The organism is Streptomyces echinoruber (assembly GCF_014651135.1).
Classification (GTDB): domain Bacteria; phylum Actinomycetota; class Actinomycetes; order Streptomycetales; family Streptomycetaceae; genus Streptomyces; species Streptomyces echinoruber.
In genome coordinates, this window is sequence record NZ_BMWH01000014.1 from 83,525 (window position 1) to 108,453 (window position 24,929).

Sequence of the window (24,929 nt, forward strand, 5' to 3'; positions counted from 1 at the left end):
CGCGCGCAGACTCGCCCGTTCCGCGCACCGGCCGTGGGACCGTGGGACCGTTCCCGGCGGAACCGAGGAGGCCCCGTGCTGCTGCGCAACGTCACACCGGACGACGTCGACGCCTACATCCGGATGCGGTGCGATCCCGCCATGATGGCCGGCCTCGGCGGCCCCCTGCCGCGCGACGGGATGGCGGACAAGGTCCGGCGGGACGCCCGGGAGGCGGCGGCGGATCACGCGTGGATCAAGATGATCGTTCCCGATCCGGACCGGCCCGAGGTGGTGGCGGGGACGGTGACCCTCTGGTCCCACGACACCGACGACGGGCCGATCTCCGAGATCGGGTGGATGGTCCTTCCGGAGTTCCAGGGGCGGGGGCTGGGCAAGCGCGCGGTCCGCGCCCTGCTCGAACAGGCCCGGGACCAGGACCGCTGGGGCGCCGTGCACGCCTTCCCGGCGACGGACAACGCGGCGTCGAACGGCATCTGCCGCTCGGTCGGCTTCCGGTTCGTCTCCCAGGTCGACGTGACCTTCGCGGGGCGGGTCCTCACGGCCAACCACTGGGTTGTGCGCCCGCGGACGGACCTGGCCTGAACGGCACGGCCCACGGTCCACGACCCACGGCTCACCAGGCGCCGGGGGACTCACCAGGCGCCTGGTGGGGGACCCCGCCGTCAGCTCAGCCGGAACTTCTGGGCGGTGGAGCCGTTGCAGTCCCAGATCTGCAGTCGTGTGCCGTTGGCGGTGGCGCCGTTGGGGGAGTCGAGGCAGCGGCCTGACTGAGGGTTCAGTAGCGAGCCGTCGCTTTGCTGTATCCATTTCTGTCCGCCGACGCCGTTGCAGTCCCAGAGTTCGACCTTGGTGCCGTTGGCGGTTCCGTTGCCGTTGATGTCCAGGCACCGGCCGAGTGTGACGAGAGAGCCGTCGGCACGGTGGTACCAGTGCTGGTCGACCGCCCAGGACTGGCAGTCCCACAGTTGTACGGCGGCGCCGTTGGTGCCGGTGTCGTCGGCGGCGACGTCCACGCACGTGCCGCCCGGCCCGGCGACCGGGGCACCGCCGTCGACCGAGAACTTCTGGGCGGCGGAGCCGTTGCAGTCCCAGATCTGCAGCCGTGTGCCGTTGGCGGTGGCGCCGTTGGGGGAGTCGAGGCAGCGGCCGGACTGCGGGTTGAGCAGTGAGCCGTCGCTTTGCTGTATCCATTTCTGTCCGCCGACGCCGTTGCAGTCCCACAGTTCGACCTTGGTGCCGTTGGCGGTTCCGTTGCCGTTGATGTCCAGGCACCGGCCGAGCGTGACGAGGGAACCGTCGGCGCGGTGGGTCCAGTGCTGGTCCTCCGCGTACGACTGGCAGTCCCAGAGCTGTACGGCGGCGCCGTTGGTGCCGGTGTCGTCGGCGGCGACGTCCACGCACGTGCCGCCCGGGCCGGTGACGGTGCCCTGCGGGCCGTTGGGCACGTTCGTCCGGCCGGAGTAGCCGACGGAGACGATGTTGGCCTGGACCGCGTTCTCGGCCGCGTCGGTCGGATAGCCGGAGACCATCACGCCCTCGAAGAACGTGCCCATGTTCCAGTTGCTGTTGTCGCCGCCCGTGCCGAGGATGATCCCGCCCTCCTGGTGCATGGGCCGGTAGCCGCCGCGGGTGGGGAGGGAGCCGTCCCACCACGTCGTGAGCCCGCCCGACTGCGCGTCGCCGCCCTTGAGCGCGTACCGGGTCTGCCCGTTGTTCTTCAGCATCGCCGTGACGTAGGTGCTGCCGTTGCCGAGGTTGGCGGGGTTGGAGCCGTTGTCGCCCTGGAACATGCCGTTCTCCAGGTCCGCCTCGACCCAGGGTCCGGAACCGGTGCACGGCGCGAAGTAGCACGTGGTCGCGATGCTCACCGCGTCCATGTGGCCGTTGCCGGTGTCGGCCGGCGTGCTCTCGGCGTTGCCGTAGTCGAAGCAGCACGCGGAGCCCACGTGGGTGCCGCTGGCCACCATGTAGACGCCCTCCGGCTGCCCGTTGACGGCGACACCGGAGGCGACCCCGGTGTAGCGGTAGCCGACTCCCGGCGAGATCCACACGCCGTACACCTTGTGCCCGCCGGCGGTGACGGCGATCTCGGAGGCGTCCGCTCCCCGGTCCGCGCCCATACCGGAGGTCCCCGCCGGTCCCGGGGTCAGGTCGTTGTGCCGCGAGGTCTGGTCGTAGATCTTCGTGATGGTGCACGTGGTGTCGGCACAGAACGTGTCCTGGCGGGCGGCGTCGGCATAACCGCCCGGGGACAGCAGTCCGATGTCGGCGCCGGCCCCGTCCGAGGCGCGGGTGACCCGGTACAGCGGGCCGTCGTAGGAGGAGAGGAGCGCGCGCACCGTGCTGTGCGCGGCGACGCAGGGAGTGCCGGCGCCGGCGTAGATGTCGCAGGGCAGCGCACCGGCGGCCCGCGCCGTCCCGGGCAGGCCGAGCAGGGCGCCCAGGAGGAGACCGACGAGGGCCAGGGCCGGCGTCAGCGGTCCGTGACGGCGTGCGGATGGTCCGGAACGCGGGAGCGTTTCGGGGGCGGCGTCCCGGGCGGCTGTGGCTGTGGATGAGGAAGGTCTCTCCGCGCGCATGCTGTGCTCCTTCGTGAGGGGCGACTCCGGCTTCTGGCCGTCAAGTTGGAGCGTCGGCGGCGTTGCGGAACGTAGGCGCGCTGGTGGTTGCCGTCAAGCTTTGTGTCTTTGGCCTTATGAGAAGTTTTGCTCTTGGGGCAACGTGTTGGATATGTGCACCGCGCGGGTCTCGTGGCCCCTGCCCATCGCGGCCGATCATGGTCGACCGCACGCAGCGGCATCGGACGCGGGAGCGGACTGCTGCTGGGCGCCACCGGATGCTCGTCGGAGAGTTCGCGGCGATCGGGACGGGCACGACGCTGCGTGGATCCCCGTTCCCGTCTTCGGGCGGCCGCCCTCGTGGCCCGGGGGTGGACAGGCTAGGCGGAGCGGGAGAGCTTCCCCGTCTTCCTCCTCTGGCTCCGCCTAGCCGCCGCGGCCGCTTTCCCCCACGGTTCGTGGTACGGCGGCCTACGAGCCCATCGTCGCCGCCCCGGGCGCTGCGGTCATTGAGGTGGAGCGCAGGAACCGTTGGCACTCCGCGCACGACGAACCGGACGTGGTGCGGTCCGGCGCCGCGAGGCGCCGCCCGCCATCCACCGGCCGCCGCGGCCGGCGGGCTCACCGCTGCCGCCCTTGACTGCCGACCTTGACGCATTACGCGCCGCTTCCGGGCATTCTTCCGGGCATTGAGGGTGCGAGACTGGGCATGTGGAAAAGCTGTGCTTCGCCGTTGCACGCAAGGCGGTCCGCACGGGGGTGGGACATAAGGATGCTGACGCTTTGTAGCCGAAAACTGCCGGCGGCCGAGCGCTTCAGCTGGTTCCGCGAGCTGGTGGCCCGGGACATGGCACCGCACGACATCGTCACCGAACACGTTTCCGACTTCCCCGCCTCGGCGACGCTGTTGCCGCTGGACGGCGGCATCGGCGTCTCCAGCGTCACGTTCCCCGCGATGCAGTCGATTCGCACCCGCCGCCTCATCCGGCAATCCGACCCCGAACTCTGGATGCTGGCCCTGATCGTCAAAGGGACCATGCAGAGGGAACAGGGCGGCAACCGTGTCGACCCGCGCCCGGGTGACCTGGTGCTCTACGACACCTCCCAGCCGTTCTGGGCGTCGATCGCCACGGACGACTCGGCCCAGTCCATCGTGCTGCACCTGCCCCGGCGCGCGGTGCCCGTTCCGGAGCAGGCGCTCCGTCGGCTGGTGGCCACCCCACTGCCGTCCACCACGGGCGTCGGCGCCCTGCTGGGCCAGTTGCTCAGCGGACTCGTCTCGCAGGCACCGGAGTTGGACGCCGGGCAGATCCCGCGGCTGACGTCCGCCGTGCTCGATCTCACCACGGCGTTCCTGGCCGGCCTGTGCCAGGCCGACGGTCCGCAGACCGGTGCGGCGCGAAAGGCGGCGCAACTCCACCGGATCAAGTCCTTCATCCGGTCCCGGCTGGGCGACCCGGGGCTCACCCCCGCGGCCGTCGCCGCCGCCCACCACATGTCGCCGCGCGCCCTGCACTACCTGTTCCGGGAGGACGAGGACGGCAGAACCGTCGGCGAGTTCATCCGGGAGCAGCGGCTGGAGCGCTGCCGGGCCGATCTCACCGACCCGCGGTTGGCCGGCTGGAGCGTCGCCGCGATCGGGGCCCGGGCGGGTTTCTCCGACGCCGCCACGTTCAGCCGGGCCTTCAAGACGCGCTACGGGATGCCCCCGGGCGAGTTCCGTCGCCGTCTGGGAGGGCGGCAGGCACGGAAGCCCGCGGACCGGCTCGGCTGAGACCTGCTCGTCCGGCCCCGGGTGGGTCCGGCCCAGCCTTTGCTTCACCTATCGATATTCGATAGATTTCCATCGCAACTCGATGGGAGGATGGGTCGTGGGAAAGCTGACAGTGCGTGCGCTGCGTGCCGTGCTCGTGGTGATGCTCGCCGGCACCGTGTTCGTGCAGGCGTCGATGGTGTGGGCATTGGCAACCGATCCGGAGGACGGGTCGCTTCCGCTGACCCCGCTGCGCGTGGTCACGATCCTGGGCATGGTGTCGGTACAGGTCGCCCTGGTCTGCGTAGGGCGACTGGTGACGATGGTGCGACGCGGAACCGTGTTCTCGCACGCCGCCTTCCGGTACGTGGACGGCGTGATCGGCGCGATCGTGGCGGCTGCCCTCGTGTGGTTCGCGGTCACGGCCCTCAATGCGCCGGGCCAGCGGGACGACCCGGGCGTCACCGTCATCATGGGCGGGATCGGCGTGGGCATCCTGGGGGTCGCGCTCATCGTGCTCGTGCTGCGGACGCTGCTCGCCCAGGCCGTCGCGCGCGACATCGAAGCGGCACAGATGCAGGCCGAGTTGGACGAGGTGATCTGATGCCGATTGTCGTCGACATCGACGTGATGCTGGCCAAACGGAAGATGTCCGTGGGCGAGCTCGCGGACCGCGTAGGGATCACGCCCGCCAACCTGGCGGTACTCAAGAACGGCCGCGCCAAGGCGGTGCGCTTCACGACGCTCGCCGCGCTCTGCGAGGTGCTCGAGTGCCAGCCGGGCGACCTGCTGCGCTGGGAGGCCGAGGATGCCGCGGGCGGATGATGCGCCCCAGGACAGCGTGAAAGCGCCCGGCACCACCGGCCCGTGACACGGCACAGGGACCGCATGGACGTGGTCGCCGATCCCGCCTGCCTTTGACCAACTCCGCGAGCATCCCGGGGCCGTGCCCGAAGAGACCCCGGGCCTGCTGGAGCGACTGGCCGAGGCGCCCGGCCCTCGCGACCCGCGCGGCGTACGGCGCGCCCTGGTCGTTGTGCTCGCGCTGACCGCGTGCGCGGTTCCGGCCGGAGCGACCTCCCTTGGCTCGGCGCGTGCCGGAAGGGCCGTGTTGACCGAGGGTGTCGGCAGCGCGGCTCCGGGACGAGCGGCGGTCCCGGAGCCGTGTTCTCCCGGCTCCGGGACCGCACGTCGCGCTCACCGGTTCGCAAACCGCCCTGTCACGGCAGTGCGTGCACGTGGGGGCCCACGGAGTTGGACCAGGCGTTGCCCGCCGTCGCGTCCCAGTTGGTGGACCAGGTCATGGCGCCGCGCAGGTCGGGATAGGTCTTCGACGGTTTGAAGGTGCCGCAGTTGGTGCCCCGGGTCAGGCAGTCGAGGGCGTTGTCGACCACTGTGGGGGACACGTAGCCGCTGCCGGCGGCGCGGGTGGAGGCGGGGACGCCGAGGCCCACCTGGGCGGGGGACAGGCCGCCCTCCAGTTGGATGCAGGCCAGGGCGGTGAGGAAGTCGACCGTGCCCTGGCTGTAGACCTTGCCGTCGCAGCCCAGCATGGAACCGCTGTTGTAGTACTGGGTGTTGACGACCGTGAGGATGTCCTTGATGTTGAGGGCCGTTTGGAAGTAGGCGTTCGACGTCGACTGCATGTCGATCGTCTGCGGCGCCATCGTGATCACCAGCGACGGGCCCGCCTTGGCGGACAAGGCGCGCAGCGCCTGGGTCATGTACGTCGCGTTCAGGCCGTTCTCCAGGTCGATGTCGACGCCGTCGAAGCCGTACGTCCGCATCAGCGCGTACACCGAGTCGGCGAAGTTCGCCGCGGACGTGGCGTCGTTGACCGACACCGTGCCGTTCTGGCCGCCGACCGAGACGACGACCTTCTTCCCGGCGGCCTGCTTGGCCTTGATGTCGGCCTTGAACTGGTCGACCGTGTAGCCGCCCAGGCCGGCGGAGTCGAGGGTGAAGCCCACCGCGCCCGGCGTGGTCGTCGCGTCGGCGAAGGCCACCGCGATGATGTCGTAGGCGGGCGGGACGTCCGAGAGTTTCTGGACCGTCGCGCCGTTGTCGAAGTTCTGCCAGTAGCCCGTCAGGGCGTGCTTCGGGACGGAGCCCGAGCCGCCGTCGCCGGTTCCGCTCCCGGCCGTCGTCGCCGTCACCGCGGCCGACTTCGCCGACTCGCCCGCCGCGTTGCTCGCGGTGACCTGGAAGGTGTGGGTGGTGGCGGGTGGCAGGCCGGTCACCGTCGCCGACGTGCCGGTCGCCGTCGTCGCCTGCACGCCGTCGCGGTAGACCGTGTACCCCGTCGCGCCCGGCACCGCGTTCCACGTGAGCGAGACCGACGAGGACGTCGTGCCCGTCACCGCCAGGCCGGCCGGCGCCGCCGGGACCGTGGGGGAGGGGTCGCCGCCTCCGCCGCCGTCGGGGCCGGTGACGGTGACGTCGTCGGCGTAGTAGGCGGCCTGGCCGTACCAGCCGTGCAGGTAGACCGTGACCGAGGTGGTCGAGGCGCCGGTGGTGAAGGTGGTCGTCAGCTGCTTCCAGGACGAGGTGTCGGGGGTCCACGTCGAGACGTCCGTGGTGCCGGTGCCGGTCGCGCCGAGGTAGGCGTAGCCGCCCTGGACCCAGGCGCTGAGCGTGTACGTCGAGTTGGGCTTGACCGCGACCGTCTGGGTGCACCGGGCGTTGTCCTGGCCGGCGGGCGTGGCCTTCAGGGCGGCCGCGCCGCCGTGCACGGGGGAGGAGACGGTGGTGCCGCTGCCGGCGGAGCAGGTCCAGCCGGTCAGACCGGACTCGAAGCCGCCGTTGCGGGCGTTGTTCACGTCCGCGGTGGCCGCGGCGAACGCCGTGCCCGTGCCCATGGCCGTGGCCGCGAGCGCCGACGCGACGAGGGCGGCGGCCGCGGCGAACACGGCCGGCAGGCGGTGAGGGCGGTGAAGACGTCGAGGGCGGCGTCTTCCGGCGGCTTCTGCGGGAGTGATGCCAAGAGCCGTTCCGGAGCCGGGTTTTCCGAGGCCGGGTTTTCCGGAACCGGATCTCCGGGGTGCGGTGGACGGGGCTGGCGCGCGGTGCACGGGGGCCTCCGGTGGGGGAGTGGTGGGGAAGGGGGCGGTGGCCACACTGGCGTCCAAGTTGGTCCAGACCAATTGCCTTGTCAATAGGTCTGGACCAGAGGGGAGTGGTTCCTCATCCCCTCCCGGCCCCTTTCGTCCCTTCCGGGCCCCACCCACCCCCCTTCCGGCCCTCCCGGTCGTCGTCCGCCGGTCAACCTGCCCCGGTTTGGCGCGGCTTGCGTGCCCGGGAGTCCCAAGAAGGTCCCCCACCTGTTACGGAAAGCTGTTCTCCGGTCACAGAGGCGTGGATACAGTGCTGGGACAGTACCGAGGAAGTCACGCATCGAAGTCGACTCGGTGCGCCGTGCCGGGGGCATACTCCGGACGACGAGCGGATGACGAAGGACGACGGACGTCCGACAACCGGCGCGACCAGCCGGGCGCGGGCCGTGACGGCCGGCCGGGCCGGGGCGGGCCGGCCGGGACGACGACAGGCGGGATGGGGGGAGCTGCGCGTGCCAACTGCCATCGCCGTGACCAGTGCCGACATGGCGCTGCCCGCGCAGGACGAACGGACCGTGCCCGCCGCCGTCCTCGGGGACCTGCACCGGCAGCCGCTCGAGCAGTCCCTGACGGACCTGCAGGAGCTCCTCGACCGGCACGGGCACGTCATCGTCGTGTGCTCGCGCGCCGCGCCCCCGGGCGTCGAACGGCGCCTGCGCACCGTGCGCAACCTGCTGGAGAGCGACCGCATCGCCCTGTTCCGGCCGGACCTGCCGCCGCTCGGACTGGCCGTGCTGGCCCGGCAGTTGCGGCAGCTCGCCTCCTGCGACATCGGGCCCGGCGTGCTGGCCTCGGCGGGGCGGCTGCTGACCCACTACCTGCACTGCGGCGCGGTGCTGGGCTCGGTGACACGGCTGGACCGGGTGCCGGTCGGCTTACGGGCGCACGCCAAGTCCTGGGTGCCGGGCGCCCAGTTCGCCGTACTCGCCCATCCGCAGCCGCAGCTCGTGCGCCTCGGCCCCGGCGCCGCGCTGAGCGGGCCGGAGTTCGGCACCTGGATGCTGGTCGCCAAGGGGCAGTTGCAGTCCGACTGGGTGGCCGGTTCGCTCGCGCCCTCCTGGCGGGTGCTCGGCCTGCGCGAGGCGCCGCTGCCGGCCGAGTCGGCGACCTGGTGGGGCACCGGCAGACTGGTCGAGTTCTGCACCTACCTGCCCGACCTGTCGGTGCTGTACCAACTGGTCGCCTCCGTACGGCAGAGCACCTGCCACTGGTGCGGCATGGACGTCATCGGCGACCGCTGCGTCTTCTGCTCCGCCACCGCGCCCGCCCCCGACGACCGGGCAGCCGTCGGGTGAGCCCGCAGCCGCGGGGTGCCCCCTGTCACCCGCCTCGCCCGGCGCGGCCGCATGCCCCGCCCGGGGAGCCGTCCGCCGTCCCCGCTCGCCCGAACTCCCCCGTGAGGTCGTACGGTCCATGAACTCCCGTCAGCGCCGCGGCGTGATCCTGCTGCTGCTGTCCGTCCTGTGCGCCCTCGGCGCGTTCGCCGGGGTCCTGTCCGTCGTGAACGACGTGAAGTCGAAGGTCGGCCCCGAGGTCACCGCCTACGAACTGCGCACGGAGGTGAAGCCCTACACCCCTTTGAACGCCGACCAGTTCCGCAGGGTGTCGATGCCCAGGCGGTGGCTGTCGGCCACGGCGGTCACCGACCTCGCGCGGATCCGGGGCAAGATCGCGGTGACCACGCTGCACAAGGGATCCCTGCTGCAGAGCGACATGATCGTCGACCAGCCCGCCCTGCAGCCGGGGCAGCAGGAGGTCGCCATCATGATCGATGCGGCGACCGGAGTGGCCGGCAAGATCACGCCGGGATCCACGGTGAACGTGTACGCCACGTTCGAGGGCGAGCGCGAGGGTGACCCCGCTCAATCCAAGATCATTGTAACCGGCGCGCGGGTGCTGGAAGTCGGCCGGCTGACGTCCCTGGAGCCCGACGCGAGCGACCGCGGCCGGCCCACCGACGTCGTCCCCATCACCTTCGCCCTGTCCACCCTGGACGCCCAGCGCCTCACCTACGCCGAGTCGTTCGCCAAGCGGGTGCGGCTCGCGCTCGTCGGGCCCGGCGGCGACACCACCGTCCCGGACAAGGACCGCACCTACGAACTCGCCAAGGACAAGTGAGAGGCCCGCATGCCCACGAGGATCCTCCCGGCCGTCGGCGACGCGGACGCGGTCCGCTCCCTCACCACCCTGCTCAGCCAGCTCCCGGACGCCGAGCCGCTCACCCCCGTGGCCGACTCCACCCAGCTCGTCGACACCCTCGCCCGCCTGGCCGCCGACTCCGTCGACGAACTGCCCGAGGTCGTCGTCGTCCACGAACGCATCGGCCCCGTCCCGGCGCTGGAACTGATCCGCGAAGTCGCCCTGCGCTTCCCGGCGGTGGGCGTCATCCTCGTCACCTCCGACGCCAGTCCCGGCCTGTTCTCCGCCGCCATGGACTCCGGCGCCCGCGGCCTGGTCGCCCTGCCGCTCGGCTACGAGGACCTCGCCAGCCGCGTCCAGGCCGTCGCCCAGTGGTCGACGGGCGTACGGCGCCACCTCGGCCGCGGCAGCCTGGAGGTGTACACCGGCGTCGGCGGCACCGTCGTCACCGTCAGCGGCGCCAAGGGCGGCGTCGGCACCACCGTCACCGCGATCCACCTCGCCCTGGCCGCCCAGACCTCCGGCCACGCCACCGCCCTGGTCGACATGGACCTGCAGACCGGTGACGTCGCCTCCTATCTCGACGTGCAGTTCCGCCGCTCCGTCGCCGACCTCGCCGCCGTCGGCGACATCTCCCCACGCGTCCTGGCCGACGCCGTCTTCCGCCACGACACCGGCCTCGCCCTGCTCCTCGCCCCCGGCGAGGGCGAACGCGGCGAGGACGTCACCGACCGCGCCGCCCGCCAGATCGTCAGCGCCCTGCGCACCCGCTACGAGGTCGTCGTCCTCGACTGCGGCGCCCAGATGAGCGGGGCGAGCGCGGCGGCGGTGGAGATGGCCGACACGGCGCTGCTGGTGACCACCCCGGACGTGGTCGCCGTACGCGGCGCCAAACGCATGGTGCGGCTGTGGGACCGGCTGCAGATCCGCAAGGCGGAGGAGACCACCGTCGTCGTCAACCGGCACACCCGGGGGAGCGAGATCCAGCCCCCGCTCATCCAGAAGATCACCGGCACCAAGGTCGCCGGCACCGCCGTCCCCGCCAACTTCAAGGAGTTGCAGGGCGTCGTGGACGCCGGGCACCTGCACGACCTCGACGGCCGCAGCGCGGTCAAGCAGGCGCTGTGGGGCCTCGCCGGCGAACTCGGGCTGGTCAAGGTCCGCGAGGGCGGCCACCGGGCGGCCGGCGGCCGACTGCGGGGCGACCGCGGCGCGGTGAGCCTGCGGCGCCGGAGCAAGGGGGGATGAGGGGGATGAGTGGAATGAGGGGGATGACGATGCCCCGTACGGCCTTACCGCGGGGGCGGGTCCGCGGCCTCCGCCACCTGCGCGACCTGCGCGGCCTCTGCGGCCTCCGCGGCGTCCGTGACGATCGCGACGCCCGCGACCTCCGCGGCCTCCACGGCGTCCGTGACGATCGCGACGCCCGCGGCGACCGCGGCCAGGTCACCGTCGAGTTCCTCGGCATGACCCCGCTCATCCTGCTCACGCTGGTGCTGCTGTGGCAGTTCGTCCTCGTGGGGTACACCTTCACGCTCGCCGGGAACGCCGCGGACGAGGCGGCGCGCGCGGGAACGGCCGCCGATCCCGGCGCCCGCCAGGGCGCCTGCGAGGAGGCCGGAGAGAAGGACCTGCCCGGCGCGTGGCGCGGCATCGCCACCGTGACCTGCGCGACCGGCGGCGGCTACGTGACCGCCTCCGTCGCCCTGCGCGTCCCCGTCCTCTTCCCCGGCTCCGTCGCCTTCCCCTTCACCGTCCACGGCCACGCCGGCGCCGTCGAGGAGGTGAAGGACTGACATGCCCCACCACCCCCACAGCCCCCACCGCCCCGGACACTGCCGTGGCCGTGACCGCGGACAAGTCGCCCTCGAATACCTCGGGTTCCTCCCGGTGCTCCTCATCGTCGCCCTCGCCGCCGTGCAGCTCGGCCTGGTCGCCTACGCCGCCCAGCAGGCCGGCACCGCCGCCCGCGCCGGCGCCCGCAGCGCCTCCCTCGACCACGACGCCGGACAGGGCTGCCGCGCGGCGGTCAGCGCCTGGATCGCCGACCGCACCGACTGCTCGCCGGCGTACGGCGCCGACGAGGTCACCGTGACCGCCACCGTCACCATCCCGTCCGTCGTGCCCGGCTGGAACGGCCTCGGCACCGCCCGCCGGACCGCCACCATGCCGCTCGACTCGGCCGCGGAGGAAGGAACGGCTACGGAAGAAGAACCGGCCGCGGAGGAAGGAGACTCATGAGCCTGCGGGCACGCGTCCACGCCCCGGAGGAGAACGGCGGCCGCGGCGGGGACGGCCACCTGGTCGCCTCCTACCGGGCCAAGCTGCTGGAGGAGATCGACCTCGCCGAGATGAGCTCGCTGGCCGCCGCCGAGCGGCGGGCCCGCCTGGAGCGGGTGCTCGGGCACATCATCAGCCGCGAGGGCCCGGTCCTGTCGACGGTGGAGCGCGCCCAGCTCATCCGCCGGGTCGTCGACGAGGCGCTCGGCCTGGGCATCCTGGAGCCGCTGCTGGAGGACGCGTCGATCACCGAGATCATGGTGAACGGGCCGGACGCGATCTTCGTCGAGCGCGGCGGCCGGGTCGAGCAACTGCCGCTGCGCTTCGCCTCCCACGACCAGCTCATGCAGACCATCGAGCGGATCGTGTCGACCGTCAACCGCCGCGTGGACGAGTCGAACCCGATGGTCGACGCCCGCCTGCCCTCCGGGGAGCGCGTCAACGTCATCATCCCGCCGCTGTCCCTGACCGGCGCCACACTCACCATCCGCCGCTTCCCGCGCTCCTTCACCCTGCACGAGCTGATCGGCCTCGGCTCGCTCGACGAGCCCATGCTGTACCTGCTCGCCGCCCTGGTGCAGGCGAAGTTCAACATCATCGTCTCCGGCGCCACCGGCACCGGGAAGACGACCCTGCTCAACGCCCTGTCCGGGCTGATCCCCGACGGCGAGCGCATCATCACCATCGAGGACAGCGCCGAACTCCAGCTCCAGCAGTCCCACGTCGTACGCCTGGAGTCCCGGCCGCCCAACGTCGAGGGCAAGGGCCGGGTCACCATCCGCGACCTGGTGCGCAACTCCCTGCGCATGCGGCCCGACCGCATCGTCGTCGGCGAGGTGCGCGGCGGCGAGTCCCTCGACATGCTGCAGGCGATGTCCACCGGCCACGACGGCTCGCTGGCCACCGTGCACGCCAACAGCGCCGAGGACGCGCTGATGCGCCTGAAGACGCTGGCGTCCATGTCCGACGTCGAGGTGCCCTTCGAGGCGCTGCACGACCAGATCAACAGCGCCGTCGACGTCATCGTCCAGCTCGCCCGGTTCGCCGACGGCGCCCGCCGCGTCACCGAGATCGCCCTGCTCGACAGCCACGGCAGCGAGCCGTACCGGCTGGCCACCGTGGCCCGCTTCGCCGCCCGGCCGATGACCCCGGACGGCCGCGTGCACGGCCACTTCACGTACTTCCCGCTGCCCCGCCGGGCCGCCGACCGGCTGTTCCTGGCGGGCCAGTCCGTCCCGCAGGCGTTCGGCGTCGCCCTGTCCGCGGACCAACTCGCCCTCCGAGAGGCCAGGTAGGTGCCGCATGGAGCTCGCCACGGAGTCCGGTATGGATCTGCAGACCCTCGTCACCCTCACCACCGGCGCCACCCTGCTGGCCTGCGTCCTGGCCGTCGCCGGCGTGCACGCCTACGGCCGGGGCCGGGCCCAGCGGGCGGCGCTCATCGACCGCCTCTCGGCCACCCCCCAGCTTCCGCCCGGCGGCCGCCGACGCCGGTTCCGCGCCCTCGACCGCCGTCTGCGCCGCACCCGGCTCGGCCGCCGGCTGGAGCTGCGGCTGGCCGCGACGGGACTGGACGTCACCCCGGGCGAGTTCACCGCCGCCCTGCTCGTCGCCGTGGCGGGCCTGTGGCTGGTCGGGCAGGCGGCCCTGGCGCCGTTCTTCGGGCCGATCGCCGGGCTCCTCGGCGTCTGGGCGGCCGTGCAGTTCCTCACCTGGCAACGGCAGAAACGCATCGAGAGGTTCATCAACCAACTCCCCGAACTCGCCCGCATCCTCGCCAACGCCACCCACGCCGGCCTCGCCCTGCGCACCGCCATCGGCATGGCCGCGGAAGAGCTGGAGGCCCCCGCCGGTGAGGAACTCGCCCAGGTCGCCCACCAGTTGGCGCTCGGCGCGAGCATGGACGACGCCCTCGGCGAACTCGCCGACCGCCTGCCCTCGCGCGAACTCGTCGTCCTCGTCACCACCCTGGTGCTCTCCCACCGGGCCGGCGGCCAGGTCGTCAGCGCCCTGCGCAACCTCACCGAGACCCTGGAGGAACGCAAGGAGACCCGGCGCGAGATCCGCACCCAGCTCTCCCAGGTCAACATGACCTCCTACGCCGTGCCCGTCCTCGGCATCGGCTCCCTGTTCCTGATGAACGGAGTCAAGGACGGCGCCCTGGACCGCATGACCGGCTCCCCCCTCGGGCAGGCCGCGGTGGTCGTCGCGTTCGCGCTGTACGCCGTCGGGTTCGTCCTCATCCGCCGCCTGTCCCGCATCGACGTCTGACCACCCAGGGAGGGAGGAGTCATGGCACTGCTGCTCGCACTGCTCATGGGCCTGAGCGTGTGGGGCGTCTTCACCGGCATCCGCATGCACCGCGCGGACGCCAGGCTCCCCGCCGACCTCGCCCTGGCCCTGGAGGTCGGCGCCACCCGCACCGGCGCGGTGGACTCCCTCGTCGACCGCCTCGGCATGCGGTACGCGCCCGCCGTCCTGCGCCTCATGGGCCCCCGGCTGGTCGCCAAGTACCGCCGCAGGATCGACCTCGCGGGCAACCCGGGCGGCCTGACCATCGACCGGTACGCGGCCCGGCGGGCGGTCTACGGCTTCCTCGGCGCCGTGGGCGGCATCGTCTTCCTGCTGCGGGGCCAGTTCCTCGTCGCCCTCCTGCTGTTCGCCTTCGGCGCGTTCTGGACGGAGGTCGGCATCTGGGCCGCGATGCGGCACCGCAAGGACGTCATCGAGCGCACCCTGCCCGACTTCCTGGACGTCCTCGCGGTCGTGGTCGGCGCCGGCCTCGGCTTCCGCCAGGCCCTGGACCGGGTCGCCTCCCGCTACGAGGGCCCCTGGGCCGACGAGATCCGCATCACCCTGCGCCAGATGGACCTCGGCATGAGCCGCCGCCAGGCCTTCGCCGAACTGCGCCGGCGCAACGACTCCGAGCAGGTCGCCATGTTCGTCACGGCACTCCAGCAGGGCGAGGAACTCGGCGCGCCCATCGTCGACACGCTGGTCGCCCTCGCCAAGGACATGCGCCGCACCGACGCCCAGAACGCCCGCCGCAAGGCCGCCCGCGCGGTGCCCAAGGCCACGCTGATGATCACCACGTTCATGGTCCCGGCCACGATGATCCTCCTCGCCACCGGCCTCCTGCTCGGCTCCGGCGTGGACTTCGGCTCGATCACCGGCAAGTGAGGACGGGGGCGAGGACGGACATGATCGCGACGAGGAAACGCCGGGGACTGGCCCGGGGGCTGCGGCGGCACGCACAGGAGCGGGCGCCGGGGGAGTGGCAAGGGCAGGCGCAAGGAGAGCGTCAGGGGCAGACGCAGGGGGAGCGCCAGGGGCGGGCGCAGGGGGAGCGCCAGGGGCAGGTACGGCTGCCGGGGGTGCCGGCGCAGGCGGGCCCTGCGGTCGTGCGGGCGACCCGGGGCCGCTCCGATGCGGCCCTTCCCGAGGCAACCCTCTTTGAGGCGGTCCTTTCCCCGGCGATCCTTTCCCCGGCGGCCCTTCCCGATGCGGCCCGCCCCGATGCGGCCCTCCCCGAGGACGAACGGCTCCCGCACCCCCCGCACGCGCCGTCCCCGACCGCGGACGCCACCGCATCCGCCACCGCACCCGAACCCGCGCCCGGACCTGGACCCGACTCCGTCCTCACGCACACCCTTGCTTCCGAACCCGCCGCCGATTCCGCCTCCGCTCCAGAAAAACTGCAGGTCAGCGCCCTGCAGGCGATGTGCCGGTACGTCTTCGGCTTCCGCCTCGCGATGATCGCCCTGGCCGCCCCGGCCGCCCTCCTCAACGCCTCCCCGGGCCTGGCGGTCCGCCTGGTCGGCGCCGCGGTCGTCGTCACCTTCATGGGCTCCTACGTCCTCGTGCGCGACTGGGAGCGCTTCGGCCCCCTCCTCCTGCGCCACCCCACCCTGCTGGCGCTGGACACGCTCTTCGGCGCGCTGCTGCTCGCCGCGGCCGGCCCCGACAGCACCCTCGCCTACGTCAGCGTGTGCACCCCGCTGCTGGCGGGACTGGTCTACGGCTGGCGCGGCGCCGGCGTGTTCGCCTCCCTGCAGTCGCTGATCCTGCTCGCCGTCTACGCCGCCACCCGGGACCTGTCCGCCGACCCCGCCCAGTGCGCGCTCTTCCCCGGCCTGTGCGTCATCGCGGGCGCCGCCGGCGTCACCCTGCGCAACCTGCTGCTGCGCTTCGGCGAAGCCACCCGGACCCTGACGGAGGTCCGGGCACGGCTGGCGGTCACCGAGGCGGTGGCCGCCGAACGCGCCCGCCTGGCCCGGGAGATGCACGACTCCGTCGCCAAGACCCTGCATGGCATCGCCCTGGCCGCCGACGGCCTGGCCGCCTCCGCCGGCGCCGACCGGCCCGACCCCGCCCTGCTGCGGCGGCAGGCCGGCCTGGTGGCCCGCTCCGCGCGCCGCGCCGCCGCAGAGGCCCGCGAGCTGCTCGCCGACCTGCGGCGCGAGACCGACCCCGGGCACGGCACCGACGTCCTGGCCGAACTCGCCGCCCGTGCCAGGGACTTCACCGCCCGCACCGGCCTGCCCGCCACCTGCCGCCCGACCGGCGGGGGGACCGTGCCGCCGGTTCCGCCGGCCGTGGCCCGCCAGATCCTCACCATCGCCGGGGAGGCCATGGAGAACGCCCACCGCCACGCGGCCGCCAGCCGTGTCGACGTGCGCGCCGGCGTCCACGGTGACCTGCTGTGCGTCAGCGTCTACGACGACGGCCGCGGCCTGCCACCCGGCACCAGCCTCGACGACCTGCGCCGCACCGGGCACTTCGGGCTCGTCGGCATGGCGGAACGCGCCGCCGCGGTCGGCGCCCGCCTGCGCATCGGCCGCGGCGACCACCCCCGCGGCACCGAGGTCCGCCTCGAACTCCCGCTGGCGGCACTGACATGAGCCCGGCAGCCCACCCGTGTCCGATACGGCACCACCCGCGTTCCCGCTCCTGCGACACCCCACCCGACGAGGACGAGAGGAGGCCGCCGCCGATGCCCCACGAGAACACCCCGCCGTCCGTGCCGCTGCGCGTGCTGGTGGCCGACGACAACCCCGTGGTCCGCGCCGGGCTGACGGCCCTGCTCACCGCCCGCGCGGACATCACGGTCGTCGCCGAGGCCGCCGACGGCCACACGGCCTGCGCGGCGGCCGAGACCCACCGCCCCGACGTCGTCCTGCTGGACGTCCGCATGCCCGGCATGGACGGCCTCTCCGCCCTGCCCCGCCTCGTGCGCGTCGCGCCCGTCCTGATGCTCACCTACAGCGGCGAGGCCGAGATCGTCCAGGAAGCCCTGCGCCGGGGAGCCGCCGGCTACCTCGTCCACGGCGAGTTCACCGCCGACCAGCTCCTCACCGCCGTCCGCGACACCGGGGCCGGTCTCGCCCACTTCACCGCCACGGCGGCCGGCGCCGTACGCGCCCAGTTAAGGCGCGAACCGGCCGGCCCACCCCTGCCGGACGGTCTGGGCAGTGCAACTGCATACGGCGAAAGTCCGCCAATTCCCGCCCAGCCGCCAATTTCCGCAAAACCGCTTTCGCAACTGCAACCGGCCGTGGGACAGTTGACGTCTGGACGGTCGGCGGACCGCCGTCCGACCGCAGTCGACCGTTCCCGGTTCCGTCTGAGCGCCAGGGAGGCGGAGATCATGGACCTCATCGCGTCCGGCATGACCAACCAGCAGATCGCCGCCGCCTGCTTCATCAGCGAGAAGACGGTCAAGAACCACATCAACCGCATCTTCGCCAAGCTCCACAGCACCAGCCGCGCCGAGGCCGCCGCCAAGTGGCTGGGCACGGCCCCCGGTTCCGAACGGGCGGGTGACCCCCGGTGACACCGACGACGCGCGGCGGCCGACCGCCGCTTTGGGCCCGGGATTGGGCCCCTGGACCCTCCGGAAGGCGGCCGGGCGCGCCGTACGGTGCGCCCACCGACGGCGACAACGGAGGAGCACACCATGAACTACTGGGTCAACACAGCGATCGCGCACCTCAAGGCCCGGGCCGCCCGCGACGACCGGGGGCAGACCGCGGTGGAGTACCTGGGGATCATCGCGGTGGTGGTGGCGATTGTGCTGGCGATCACCGGGACGGACATCGGTCAGTCGATCTACGACGCCATCGTGAACCAGATCGACAAGGTCACCGGCGGCTGAGGCGGATCCGCCAGCACGGTGACGCAGGGCAGGCCTTCCCCATCTACATCACGGTGGTGGCGGGCCTGCTCTTTCTCGCGTTCGCCTATCTGGCGGTCGGTCAGGCAGCCGCAAACCGGAACGGCGCGCAGACGGCGGCCGACGCGGCGGCGCTCGCGGCGGCCCAGGACACCCGGGACCAACTGGCGGGCAAATGGGTGGAGGAGGTCCTCGACCCCACCAAGTGGCAGGACATCTTCGACGGCAAGCTGCAATTGACCGACGATCCCTGTGCGCGTGCTCGTCAACTCGCCGACCGGAACGACGCCGACCTCACCGCCTGCACTCCTGAGGGGCTGCTCGGCTACACGGTCGACGTCCGGACCAGGCAGTCCGTGGGGGACTCGATCGTTCCCGGCACGGAGAACAAGCACTCCACGGCATCCGCCACCGCCGTGATCGAGTCGCTCTGCACGTTCAAGCCACCGTCCGAGGACGCCGGAGACGACGTTCTACCACGGCTGACGTGCCGGGACGGGGACTGGGATCTCGACCCGCACCACCTCACCGACCTGCCGAGGCCCGAGGACCTCTTCGATGTCCATCTGGCCGACTGACGAAGCGAACGACGAGTGACGAAGGAAGCAGAACGATGAGCATTCGGTTCACTGCGAAGGCCCGCAGGGGGTTGGTCGCGTTGACCGTGGCGACCGGGCTGGCCCTCGGCGTGGCCGGCTGCGGCGATGGGGGTGGCGGCGGTGACGACAAGAAGCAGGAGGCGTCGGCCTCCGCTTCCCGGTCCGACGGATCCGCTCCCAGCACGCAGGAAGGCTCGGACGAGTCTCTGGCCGAACTCAGGGGCGAGGACGGGTTGATGCTCAGGATCACCTCTGCCACCAGGGATTCCGGTGGCTTCGTCACGGTGAACGGTGAGCTGAAGAACGACGGCGACCAGTCGGTCAGGGTTTCCGTCCGTACGGCGGGTGACGAGACCGAGATCATCAGGCACGGTTCATCGCTCGGCGGGGCCACCTTCGTGGACTCTGCGGGAAAGAAGCGCTACTACGTGCTGCGGGACACCGACGGGCGTCCACTGACGACGACCAACCTGCCGAGGATCAAGGCAGGGGCTTCCATTCCCGTCTTCATGCAGTTCCCCGCACCGCCTCCCGACACGACCGAAGTCACCTTCGAACTGCCGACGTTCTCCAGCGCCACCCTCAAGATCTCCGGGTGAGGCCCTCATGACCCGCACCCGCCCCCGCACCCTGACCCTCACCACCGCCTTCCTCCTCACCACCACCCTCCTGTGCGCCACCCCCACCCTCGCTCGCGCCGACGACGCCCCCAGCGTTCCTCCGGGCACCGAGGCCTCCGCCTCCGCGCCCGTCGACGTCGATCCCAACGACCCCGATCTGAAGCTGCCCGAGGGAGCGACCCTCGCGGAGCCGAAGGTGCTGGACATCAAGTCGGTCGTGGAGGACCAGGGCGGGGAGGAACGCCGGGAGGACACGAACGCGGACGTGACGTTCGCGCTCCAGGCGGAGGTGCTGTTCGACAAGGACAGTTCGAAACTCGGCGACCGGGCCAAGGCGCGGATCGCGAGGATCGCCGAGGAGATCAAGAAGCAGAACGCGACCCACGTACGGGTCTTCGGCTTCACCGACAACCTGGGCTCGTCGGCCCACGGCGACGTCCTGTCCCGCCGGCGCGCCAACGTCGTGCACGACCTGCTGGACCAGCAGGTGAACGACCCGGACATCACCTACGAGGTCCGCGGCTACGGCGAGCAGTACCCCATCGCCTCGAACGCCACGGAGGAGGGCCGCCGCAAGAACCGCCGGGTGGAGGTCTCCTTCCCGCGGACACAGGGCTGACGCGGGTGACGAAGGCGGTGCGGGAGACGAGGGCGACGCCGGCCGCGCGGGCGGGTCGGATGGCGCCGGCGGGCCGGCTATCCGGCCTCCACCGACACCCGGGCCCCCGCCCGCACCCCCCACTCCGCCATCGCGCCCGCCCGCGCCTCCAGGACGTGCCGGGCGCGCAGGCGGGGCAGGCCCAGGCGGTTGGGGGGCATGGTGCGGACGGCGACGACCTGCAGGGCGCGGTCGAGGTAGGCCACGTCGATGGGGAAGCGCATGCGGAAGGTGTGGATGCTGTTGGCGGGGGAGAGGAGCAGGGCGCCGTCGAGGAAGTCCCGGCCGAGCAGGCCCCTGGTGCGGGCGCGGTACGAGGTGGCGATCTCCAGGGGGACGGGGGTCGGGGGGCGGCCGTCGTCGGCGTGGACGAGGAGCGTGCCCCGCGTGTCCTGCCAGCGTCCCATGGTCCTCGGCCCGCCTTCCCGTCCGCCGTGTGGTCGTCCCCGCCGGCCGACCGTATCCGCCGCCGGACGCGTCCCGCACGGGTTCCCGGACCCATGTCCCGTACGGCGGACCGGAATTACCGGAACTACCCGGATCGCTCGGACTACCCGGATCGCTCGGACTACCCGGATCGCTCGGACTACCCGGATCGCTCGGACAGCTGGGATCGCCCGGACTGCTGGGATCACCAGGAACACCAGGATTACTGGACCATCAGGATCACCTGGGCCACCAGGATTAGGGTCCCGGCGTGCGCGTACTGCTGATTGTCGTGGCCGCCCTGTGGGGCGCGGGTGCCGGGGTGCTGCTGCCGCGGGCCGCCCACCGGCTGTCGGTGGAGGCCGGGCGGCCCTGGCGGGGCCGGTGCCCCGGCGGGCACCGGCTGACCGGTGCGCTCGGCGGCTGGGTGGGGCCGGCACGGTGCGCGGGGGACGGGGACGGCGCCCGGTGCGGGACGTACGGGCCGGGCACCGCCCGGGTGGTGGCCGTGACGGCGCTCGTGTGCGCGGCCCTGGCCGCCGCCACCGGCCGCCGCCCGGAGGCCGCCGTGTGGCTGCTGCTCGCACCCGTCGGCGTCCTGCTGGCGCTCGTGGACCTGCGGGTGCACCGCCTGCCCGATGTGCTGACCCTGCCGTCGGCCGCCGCGACGGCCGCGCTGCTCGGTGCCGCGGCCCTGCTGCCGGCGGCGGCGGGGTCCTGGCCGACGGCGCTGCTGGGCGGGCTCGCGCTGGGGGCCGGCTACCTGGTGCTGTTCCTGATCAACCCGGCCGGGATGGGCCTCGGCGACGTCAAGCTCGCCCTCGCCCTGGGCACGGCCCTCGGCTGGTACGGCTGGCCGGTCCTGGTCACGGGCGCCTTCGCCGGCCTGCTCTACGGCGCGCTGTACGGCTTGGCGCTGCTCGCCCTGCGCCGCGCGGACCGCAAGTCGGCCCTTCCGCTGGGGCCGTTCATGCTCGGGGGTGCCTTCACCGGGGTGGTGCTGGGCGCGTTCGCCGCCGGATGAGGCGGGCTCGGCGTACCGTGCCGGGACAGGAAGCGACGAGGCGGCAGGAGGCGAGGCGGTCGTGCGCAGGATCGTGCTGATGATGTCGGTCTCCCTCGATGGACGCTTCGAGGGAGAGGGCCGGGACATCACCTGGCACCGCGTCGACGACGCGCTGCACCGGCACTTCAACGACACGCTCCGGCGGGCCGGCGCCTTCCTCAGCGGGCGGGTGACGTACGAGCTGATGGCCGGTTACTGGCCCACGGCCGACGCGGACCCGGAGGCGAGCGCGCCCGTGGCCGAGTTCGCGGGGATCTGGCGGGAGAAGCCCAAGGTCGTGTACTCGCGCACCCTGCCGGAGGGCGCGGCGGGGTGGCACACCACCGTCGTGCGGGAGGTCGTCCCCGAGGAGGTGCGGGCACTGCGGGAGCAGCCCGGCGGGGACCTGGTGCTCGGCGGCGCGAACCTCGCCGCGAGCTTCCTGCGGCACGGGCTCGTCGACGAGTTCCGCACCTACGTCCATCCCGTTCTCGTCGGCCGCGGCACACCGCTCTTCCCGCCGGACGGCGCGCCGGTGCCGCTGCGGCTCGTCGAGTCCCGCACGTTCGGCAACGGGGTCGTGCTGCTGCGGCACGAACGCGAGCACGCACCGTGAAACAGCCCCCGTCAGACCGCTGCGTGAAACCGTCCCGCCACGCCACCGCGTGAAACCGCCCCGTCATGCCGCTCCGTGAAGCCGTCCCGTCATGTCGTTGTCGCGCGGGTGCGCCGCGGGCAGGGCGGGTAGGAAGGGACGCATGACTGCACTCGGCGCGGTGTTTCGCCCCCAACTGCCCCCCGAACGGCTGCGATCGCTCGCCCGGCTCGCCGACGACAGCGGGCTGGAGGAGCTGTGGCTGTGGGAGGACTGCTTCCGGGAGGGCGGCATCGCGACGGCCGCGGCCGCCCTCGCCTGGACCGAGCGGGTACGGGTCGGGGTGGGCCTGCTGCCGGTGCCGCTGCGCAACGTCGCGCTCACCGCGATGGAGGCGGCCAGTCTGCACCGCATGTTCCCGGGGCGGGCCGTCCTCGGCGTCGGGCACGGGGTGCAGGACTGGATGGCGCAGGTCGGCGCGCGGGCCGAGTCGCCGCTGACGCTGCTGCGCGAGCACCTCACCGCCCTGCGCGCCCTGCTGGCCGGGGAACGGGTGACCACGAAGGGACGCTACGTGCGGCTCGACGACGTCGCGCTCGACTGGCCGCCGCCCGGCCCCGCCCCGGTGTTCGCCGGGGCGACCGGCCCGCGCACGCTGCGGCTGTCCGGCGAGGCGGCCGACGGCACGATCCTCACCTCGGCCACGCCTCCCGACGGCGTCCGGCAGGCCCGCCGGCTCGTCGACGAGGGACGCCGCGCGTCCGGCCGTACCGGCGTGCCGCACCACGTCGTGGTCTACCTCCTCGCCGCCACCGGCCCGGACGCCGCCGAGCGGCTGCGTGCCGAGCTCGCCGCGGAGGGCACCGGCCAGGTGCCGGGCCTGGGTGCCGCCGGGGACGCGGACACCGTCGCCGAGGCCGTCCGGCGCCTCGCGGAGGCCGGCGCCGACACGGTCGTCCTGCAGCCCACCGGCGACGAGCCCGACCCCGAGAGCTTCGTGCGTTTCGTGGCGCAGGAGGTGCGGCCCCGGGTGCCGTAGGACAAGGGCGGAACGGGGACCGGACGGGGCCGGAAGAGAGGCGGGACGGGGCCCCGGCGGGCTCGGGTTTCCACATTGTTATGTGCGCGGCGTTCCGGACGGCTCGCCTCCGGGTGCCCCGGCGCCACACGTCCAGACCAATGTAATTCGCGTGAGCAAAGCAACGTGGGGGTCGCCACACGGGGCAGGAGGTCACGCGCCGCCGCTTGCCCTGCTCGCGGGGGTGCGGCCCGGGCGGGCGCGTCCGCCGCGCACCTGTCCGGAGGGCAAGCGAGTGTTCGCGACCGGGTTCACCCGTCCAGGGGATGCGCGGACAACTCGTCGGCTGTGTCGCAACATTGGCCAAAGCCGTCGTATCCCCAGGATTCCTTCGTATCCGGTCTGTTTTTCCTGCGATTCTGTCGCCGTCGGCGCCCGATCCCACCCGGAATGGCGCCTTCCGCGCTCAGCGGGGCGTCGCCGGGCGACTTCGGAGAGTAATTGTGGTGCGCTGATGCACGCAGCATCACTCACGAAGGGTTATGGTGGAAGCCCCCCCTCGGGCCGGTCCGTCTCCCCCCCACGGACCGGCCCGTTTTCTTGTGCGCCGCCCGGTGCGCCGGATGCGCCCCCCATGGGGCGGCCCCTCGTCGCCCGGCCTGCGGGGCCCCGGCCACCCGGCCCGCAAGGCTCTGGTCGCCCGACTTGCGAGGCCCCGGCCGCCCGGCCTCCTCGCCCCCGCCGCCCTCCCCGGCCCCGTGCCCCCCGCCATCACCCCGCCGCCGCCCGCCTCCTGACCACCCGTTGGCGGTCCGGCCGCCCGACAGCGGTAGGCTTCGCCTCCGGGGACCGCCGCACGGACGCGGCCGCCGTACGACGGGCACGCGAGGCCGACCGCGCCCGTCCGATCCTCAACCGGAGGGGCTGACGATCACGTGATCCTGCGCGACAAGCTGCGGAGCCTGCTGGTCAGGCTGTACGCGCGCCGGGTGGAAGGCCACCTGGACCACGCTCAGGTGCCCAAGCACATCGGCGTCATCATGGACGGCAACCGCCGCTGGGCGAAGGCCGCCGGTTCCAGCACCGCCGACGGGCACCGGGCCGGCGCCGACAAGATCGAGGAGTTCCTCGGCTGGTGCGCCGAGACCGACGTCGAGGTCGTCACCCTCTGGCTGCTGTCCACCGACAACCTCTCCCGTCCGCAGGAGGAGCTCGGCCCGCTCCTGGACATCATCGAGGACGTCGTGCGCTCCCTGGCCGCCGACGGCCGCTGGCGCGTCCATCACGTCGGCACCCCCGACATCCTCCCGGCCGGCATGCAGCGCGCCCTGAAGGAGGCCGAGGAGGCCACCGCCGGCGTCCAGGGGATACTGGTCAACGTGGCCATCGGCTACGGCGGCCGCCAGGAGATCGCCGACGCCGTGCGCTCCATGCTCCTCGACGCCCACGAGCGGGGCGTGTCGCTGGAGGAGCTCGCCGAGCAGGTCGACATCGACATGATCGGCCGGCACATGTACACCCGCGACCAGCCCGACCCCGACCTCGTCATCCGCACCAGCGGCGAGCAGCGGCTGTCCGGTTTCATGCTGTGGCAGACCGCCCATTCGGAGTACTACTTCTGCGAGGTCTTCTGGCCGGCCTTCCGCAAGGTCGACTTCCTGCGCGCCCTGCGCGACTACGCCGCACGCCACCGGCGCTACGGCGGCTGACACCCCGCGGCATCCGCCGCGACCGGGCGCCGGCGCGGCCCCTGCGGCCAGGCGTCGGCGCAACCCCCTGCGACCAGGCGTTACGCGGAGTTCACCGGTGCGCCGCCGTACGGTCTGGCATGGCGGCGCGATTTCGAGGGCATAAGGCAGACAGGTCGACACCCGAACCACGGGTGTCGGATCTCAGCGGGCGGCACGCGCCGTCCGCCCGGGAGGCCCGTTGCACCAGCCCGACCGTGCG

The 24,929-nt window shown here is 72.7% G+C and carries 25 protein-coding genes; 22 read left to right on the forward strand and 3 right to left on the reverse strand.

Going from position 1 to position 24,929, the window contains the following annotated elements; genetic code table 11:
• Nucleotides 1–75 precede the first annotated feature (75 nt).
• Nucleotides 76–585, forward strand: coding sequence for a GNAT family N-acetyltransferase (locus IE225_RS17580; RefSeq protein ID WP_190058483.1), 510 nt, complete (start codon nt 76–78; stop codon nt 583–585).
• A gap of 80 nt (nt 586–665) precedes the next feature.
• Here the strand turns inward: IE225_RS17580 and IE225_RS17585 are convergent, their stop codons facing one another.
• Entirely contained in the window at nt 666–2,582 is a 1,917-nt protein-coding gene (locus tag IE225_RS17585; RefSeq protein WP_190058484.1) for an arabinofuranosidase catalytic domain-containing protein, read from the reverse strand.
• A 751-nt stretch (nt 2,583–3,333) separates the two neighbouring features.
• Between IE225_RS17585 and IE225_RS17590 the strand changes: the two genes are divergently transcribed.
• The 3 genes from IE225_RS17590 to IE225_RS17600 all read left to right on the forward strand — a co-directional run bounded on the left by IE225_RS17590 (nt 3,334) and on the right by IE225_RS17600 (nt 5,139).
• Nucleotides 3,334–4,335 carry an AraC-like ligand-binding domain-containing protein gene (locus tag IE225_RS17590; RefSeq protein ID WP_190058485.1) on the forward strand — a complete coding sequence of 334 codons (1,002 nt, stop codon included), beginning with the start codon at nt 3,334–3,336 and terminating at the stop codon, nt 4,333–4,335.
• Between the two features lie 97 nt (nt 4,336–4,432).
• The gene (locus tag IE225_RS17595; protein WP_190058486.1) at nt 4,433–4,918 is read left to right on the forward strand and encodes a DUF2975 domain-containing protein; all 486 of its coding nucleotides are present in this window, start codon (nt 4,433–4,435) and stop codon (nt 4,916–4,918) included.
• Nucleotides 4,918–5,139 (forward strand): helix-turn-helix domain-containing protein, encoded by a 222-nt coding sequence (locus IE225_RS17600; protein WP_190058487.1) that lies wholly within the window; start codon nt 4,918–4,920, stop codon nt 5,137–5,139. The genes IE225_RS17595 and IE225_RS17600 overlap by 1 nt, the downstream gene beginning before the upstream one ends.
• A gap of 395 nt (nt 5,140–5,534) precedes the next feature.
• Here IE225_RS17600 and IE225_RS17605 read toward each other — a convergent pair whose 3' ends face one another.
• Nucleotides 5,535–7,172, reverse strand: a complete 1,638-nt coding sequence (locus tag IE225_RS17605) for a chitinase (RefSeq protein WP_190058559.1) — start codon at nt 7,170–7,172, stop codon at nt 5,535–5,537.
• A 740-nt stretch (nt 7,173–7,912) separates the two neighbouring features.
• Between IE225_RS17605 and IE225_RS17610 the strand changes: the two genes are divergently transcribed.
• The 14 genes from IE225_RS17610 (at nt 7,913) to IE225_RS17675 (ending at nt 19,856) form a co-directional block, all read left to right on the forward strand.
• On the forward strand, nt 7,913–8,722 hold the full coding sequence (locus IE225_RS17610) for a hypothetical protein (protein ID WP_229879653.1): 810 nt from the start codon (nt 7,913–7,915) through the stop codon (nt 8,720–8,722).
• Nucleotides 8,723–8,840: 118 nt separating this feature from the next.
• The gene (gene cpaB, locus IE225_RS17615) at nt 8,841–9,545 is read left to right on the forward strand and encodes a Flp pilus assembly protein CpaB (protein WP_190058489.1); all 705 of its coding nucleotides are present in this window, start codon (nt 8,841–8,843) and stop codon (nt 9,543–9,545) included.
• Between the two features lie 9 nt (nt 9,546–9,554).
• Nucleotides 9,555–10,814 (forward strand): CpaE/TadZ family protein, encoded by a 1,260-nt coding sequence (locus tag IE225_RS17620; RefSeq protein WP_190058490.1) that lies wholly within the window; start codon nt 9,555–9,557, stop codon nt 10,812–10,814.
• Between the two features lie 218 nt (nt 10,815–11,032).
• Entirely contained in the window at nt 11,033–11,362 is a 330-nt protein-coding gene (locus tag IE225_RS33245; protein ID WP_229879655.1) for a pilus assembly protein, read from the forward strand.
• 1 nt (nt 11,363) lies between these two features.
• Nucleotides 11,364–11,807: a TadE/TadG family type IV pilus assembly protein gene (locus IE225_RS17630; RefSeq protein ID WP_190058491.1), complete on the forward strand. Its 444-nt coding sequence runs from the start codon at nt 11,364–11,366 to the stop codon at nt 11,805–11,807.
• Entirely contained in the window at nt 11,804–13,141 is a 1,338-nt protein-coding gene (locus IE225_RS17635; protein ID WP_190058492.1) for a TadA family conjugal transfer-associated ATPase, read from the forward strand. The genes IE225_RS17630 and IE225_RS17635 overlap by 4 nt, the downstream gene beginning before the upstream one ends.
• A 31-nt stretch (nt 13,142–13,172) precedes the next feature.
• Nucleotides 13,173–14,117, forward strand: coding sequence for a type II secretion system F family protein (locus tag IE225_RS17640; protein ID WP_190058561.1), 945 nt, complete (start codon nt 13,173–13,175; stop codon nt 14,115–14,117).
• A gap of 21 nt (nt 14,118–14,138) precedes the next feature.
• Entirely contained in the window at nt 14,139–15,026 is an 888-nt protein-coding gene (locus tag IE225_RS17645; RefSeq protein ID WP_190058493.1) for a DUF5936 domain-containing protein, read from the forward strand.
• 20 nt (nt 15,027–15,046) lie between these two features.
• Complete coding sequence (locus tag IE225_RS17650) at nt 15,047–16,747, forward strand: sensor histidine kinase (protein ID WP_373303213.1); 1,701 nt, start codon at nt 15,047–15,049, stop codon at nt 16,745–16,747.
• Nucleotides 16,748–16,839: 92 nt separating this feature from the next.
• A complete protein-coding gene (locus tag IE225_RS17655; protein WP_229879645.1) occupies nt 16,840–17,679 on the forward strand; it encodes a response regulator in 840 nt (279 codons plus the stop codon).
• A 123-nt stretch (nt 17,680–17,802) separates the two neighbouring features.
• Nucleotides 17,803–18,000: a Flp family type IVb pilin gene (locus IE225_RS17660; protein ID WP_190058495.1), complete on the forward strand. Its 198-nt coding sequence runs from the start codon at nt 17,803–17,805 to the stop codon at nt 17,998–18,000.
• Nucleotides 17,997–18,596 carry a pilus assembly protein TadG-related protein gene (locus IE225_RS17665; RefSeq protein ID WP_190058563.1) on the forward strand — a complete coding sequence of 200 codons (600 nt, stop codon included), beginning with the start codon at nt 17,997–17,999 and terminating at the stop codon, nt 18,594–18,596. Before IE225_RS17660 ends, IE225_RS17665 begins: the two co-directional genes overlap by 4 nt.
• A 35-nt stretch (nt 18,597–18,631) precedes the next feature.
• Nucleotides 18,632–19,216: a hypothetical protein gene (locus IE225_RS17670; RefSeq protein WP_190058496.1), complete on the forward strand. Its 585-nt coding sequence runs from the start codon at nt 18,632–18,634 to the stop codon at nt 19,214–19,216.
• Nucleotides 19,217–19,223: 7 nt separating this feature from the next.
• Nucleotides 19,224–19,856, forward strand: a complete 633-nt coding sequence (locus IE225_RS17675; RefSeq protein WP_190058497.1) for an OmpA family protein — start codon at nt 19,224–19,226, stop codon at nt 19,854–19,856.
• A gap of 77 nt (nt 19,857–19,933) precedes the next feature.
• Here the strand turns inward: IE225_RS17675 and IE225_RS17680 are convergent, their stop codons facing one another.
• On the reverse strand, nt 19,934–20,302 hold the full coding sequence (locus IE225_RS17680; protein ID WP_190058498.1) for a DUF192 domain-containing protein: 369 nt from the start codon (nt 20,300–20,302) through the stop codon (nt 19,934–19,936).
• 290 nt (nt 20,303–20,592) lie between these two features.
• Here IE225_RS17680 and IE225_RS17685 point away from each other — a divergent pair, with 290 nt between their 5' ends.
• The 4 genes from IE225_RS17685 (at nt 20,593) to IE225_RS17700 (ending at nt 24,688) form a co-directional block, all read left to right on the forward strand.
• Nucleotides 20,593–21,345, forward strand: a complete 753-nt coding sequence (locus tag IE225_RS17685; protein WP_190058499.1) for a prepilin peptidase — start codon at nt 20,593–20,595, stop codon at nt 21,343–21,345.
• A 61-nt stretch (nt 21,346–21,406) separates the two neighbouring features.
• A complete protein-coding gene (locus IE225_RS17690) occupies nt 21,407–21,982 on the forward strand; it encodes a dihydrofolate reductase family protein (RefSeq protein ID WP_190058500.1) in 576 nt (191 codons plus the stop codon).
• A gap of 142 nt (nt 21,983–22,124) precedes the next feature.
• Nucleotides 22,125–23,000 carry an LLM class flavin-dependent oxidoreductase gene (locus IE225_RS17695; RefSeq protein WP_190058501.1) on the forward strand — a complete coding sequence of 292 codons (876 nt, stop codon included), beginning with the start codon at nt 22,125–22,127 and terminating at the stop codon, nt 22,998–23,000.
• Between the two features lie 914 nt (nt 23,001–23,914).
• Nucleotides 23,915–24,688 carry an isoprenyl transferase gene (locus IE225_RS17700; protein WP_190058502.1) on the forward strand — a complete coding sequence of 258 codons (774 nt, stop codon included), beginning with the start codon at nt 23,915–23,917 and terminating at the stop codon, nt 24,686–24,688.
• Nucleotides 24,689–24,929: the final 241 nt, after the last annotated feature.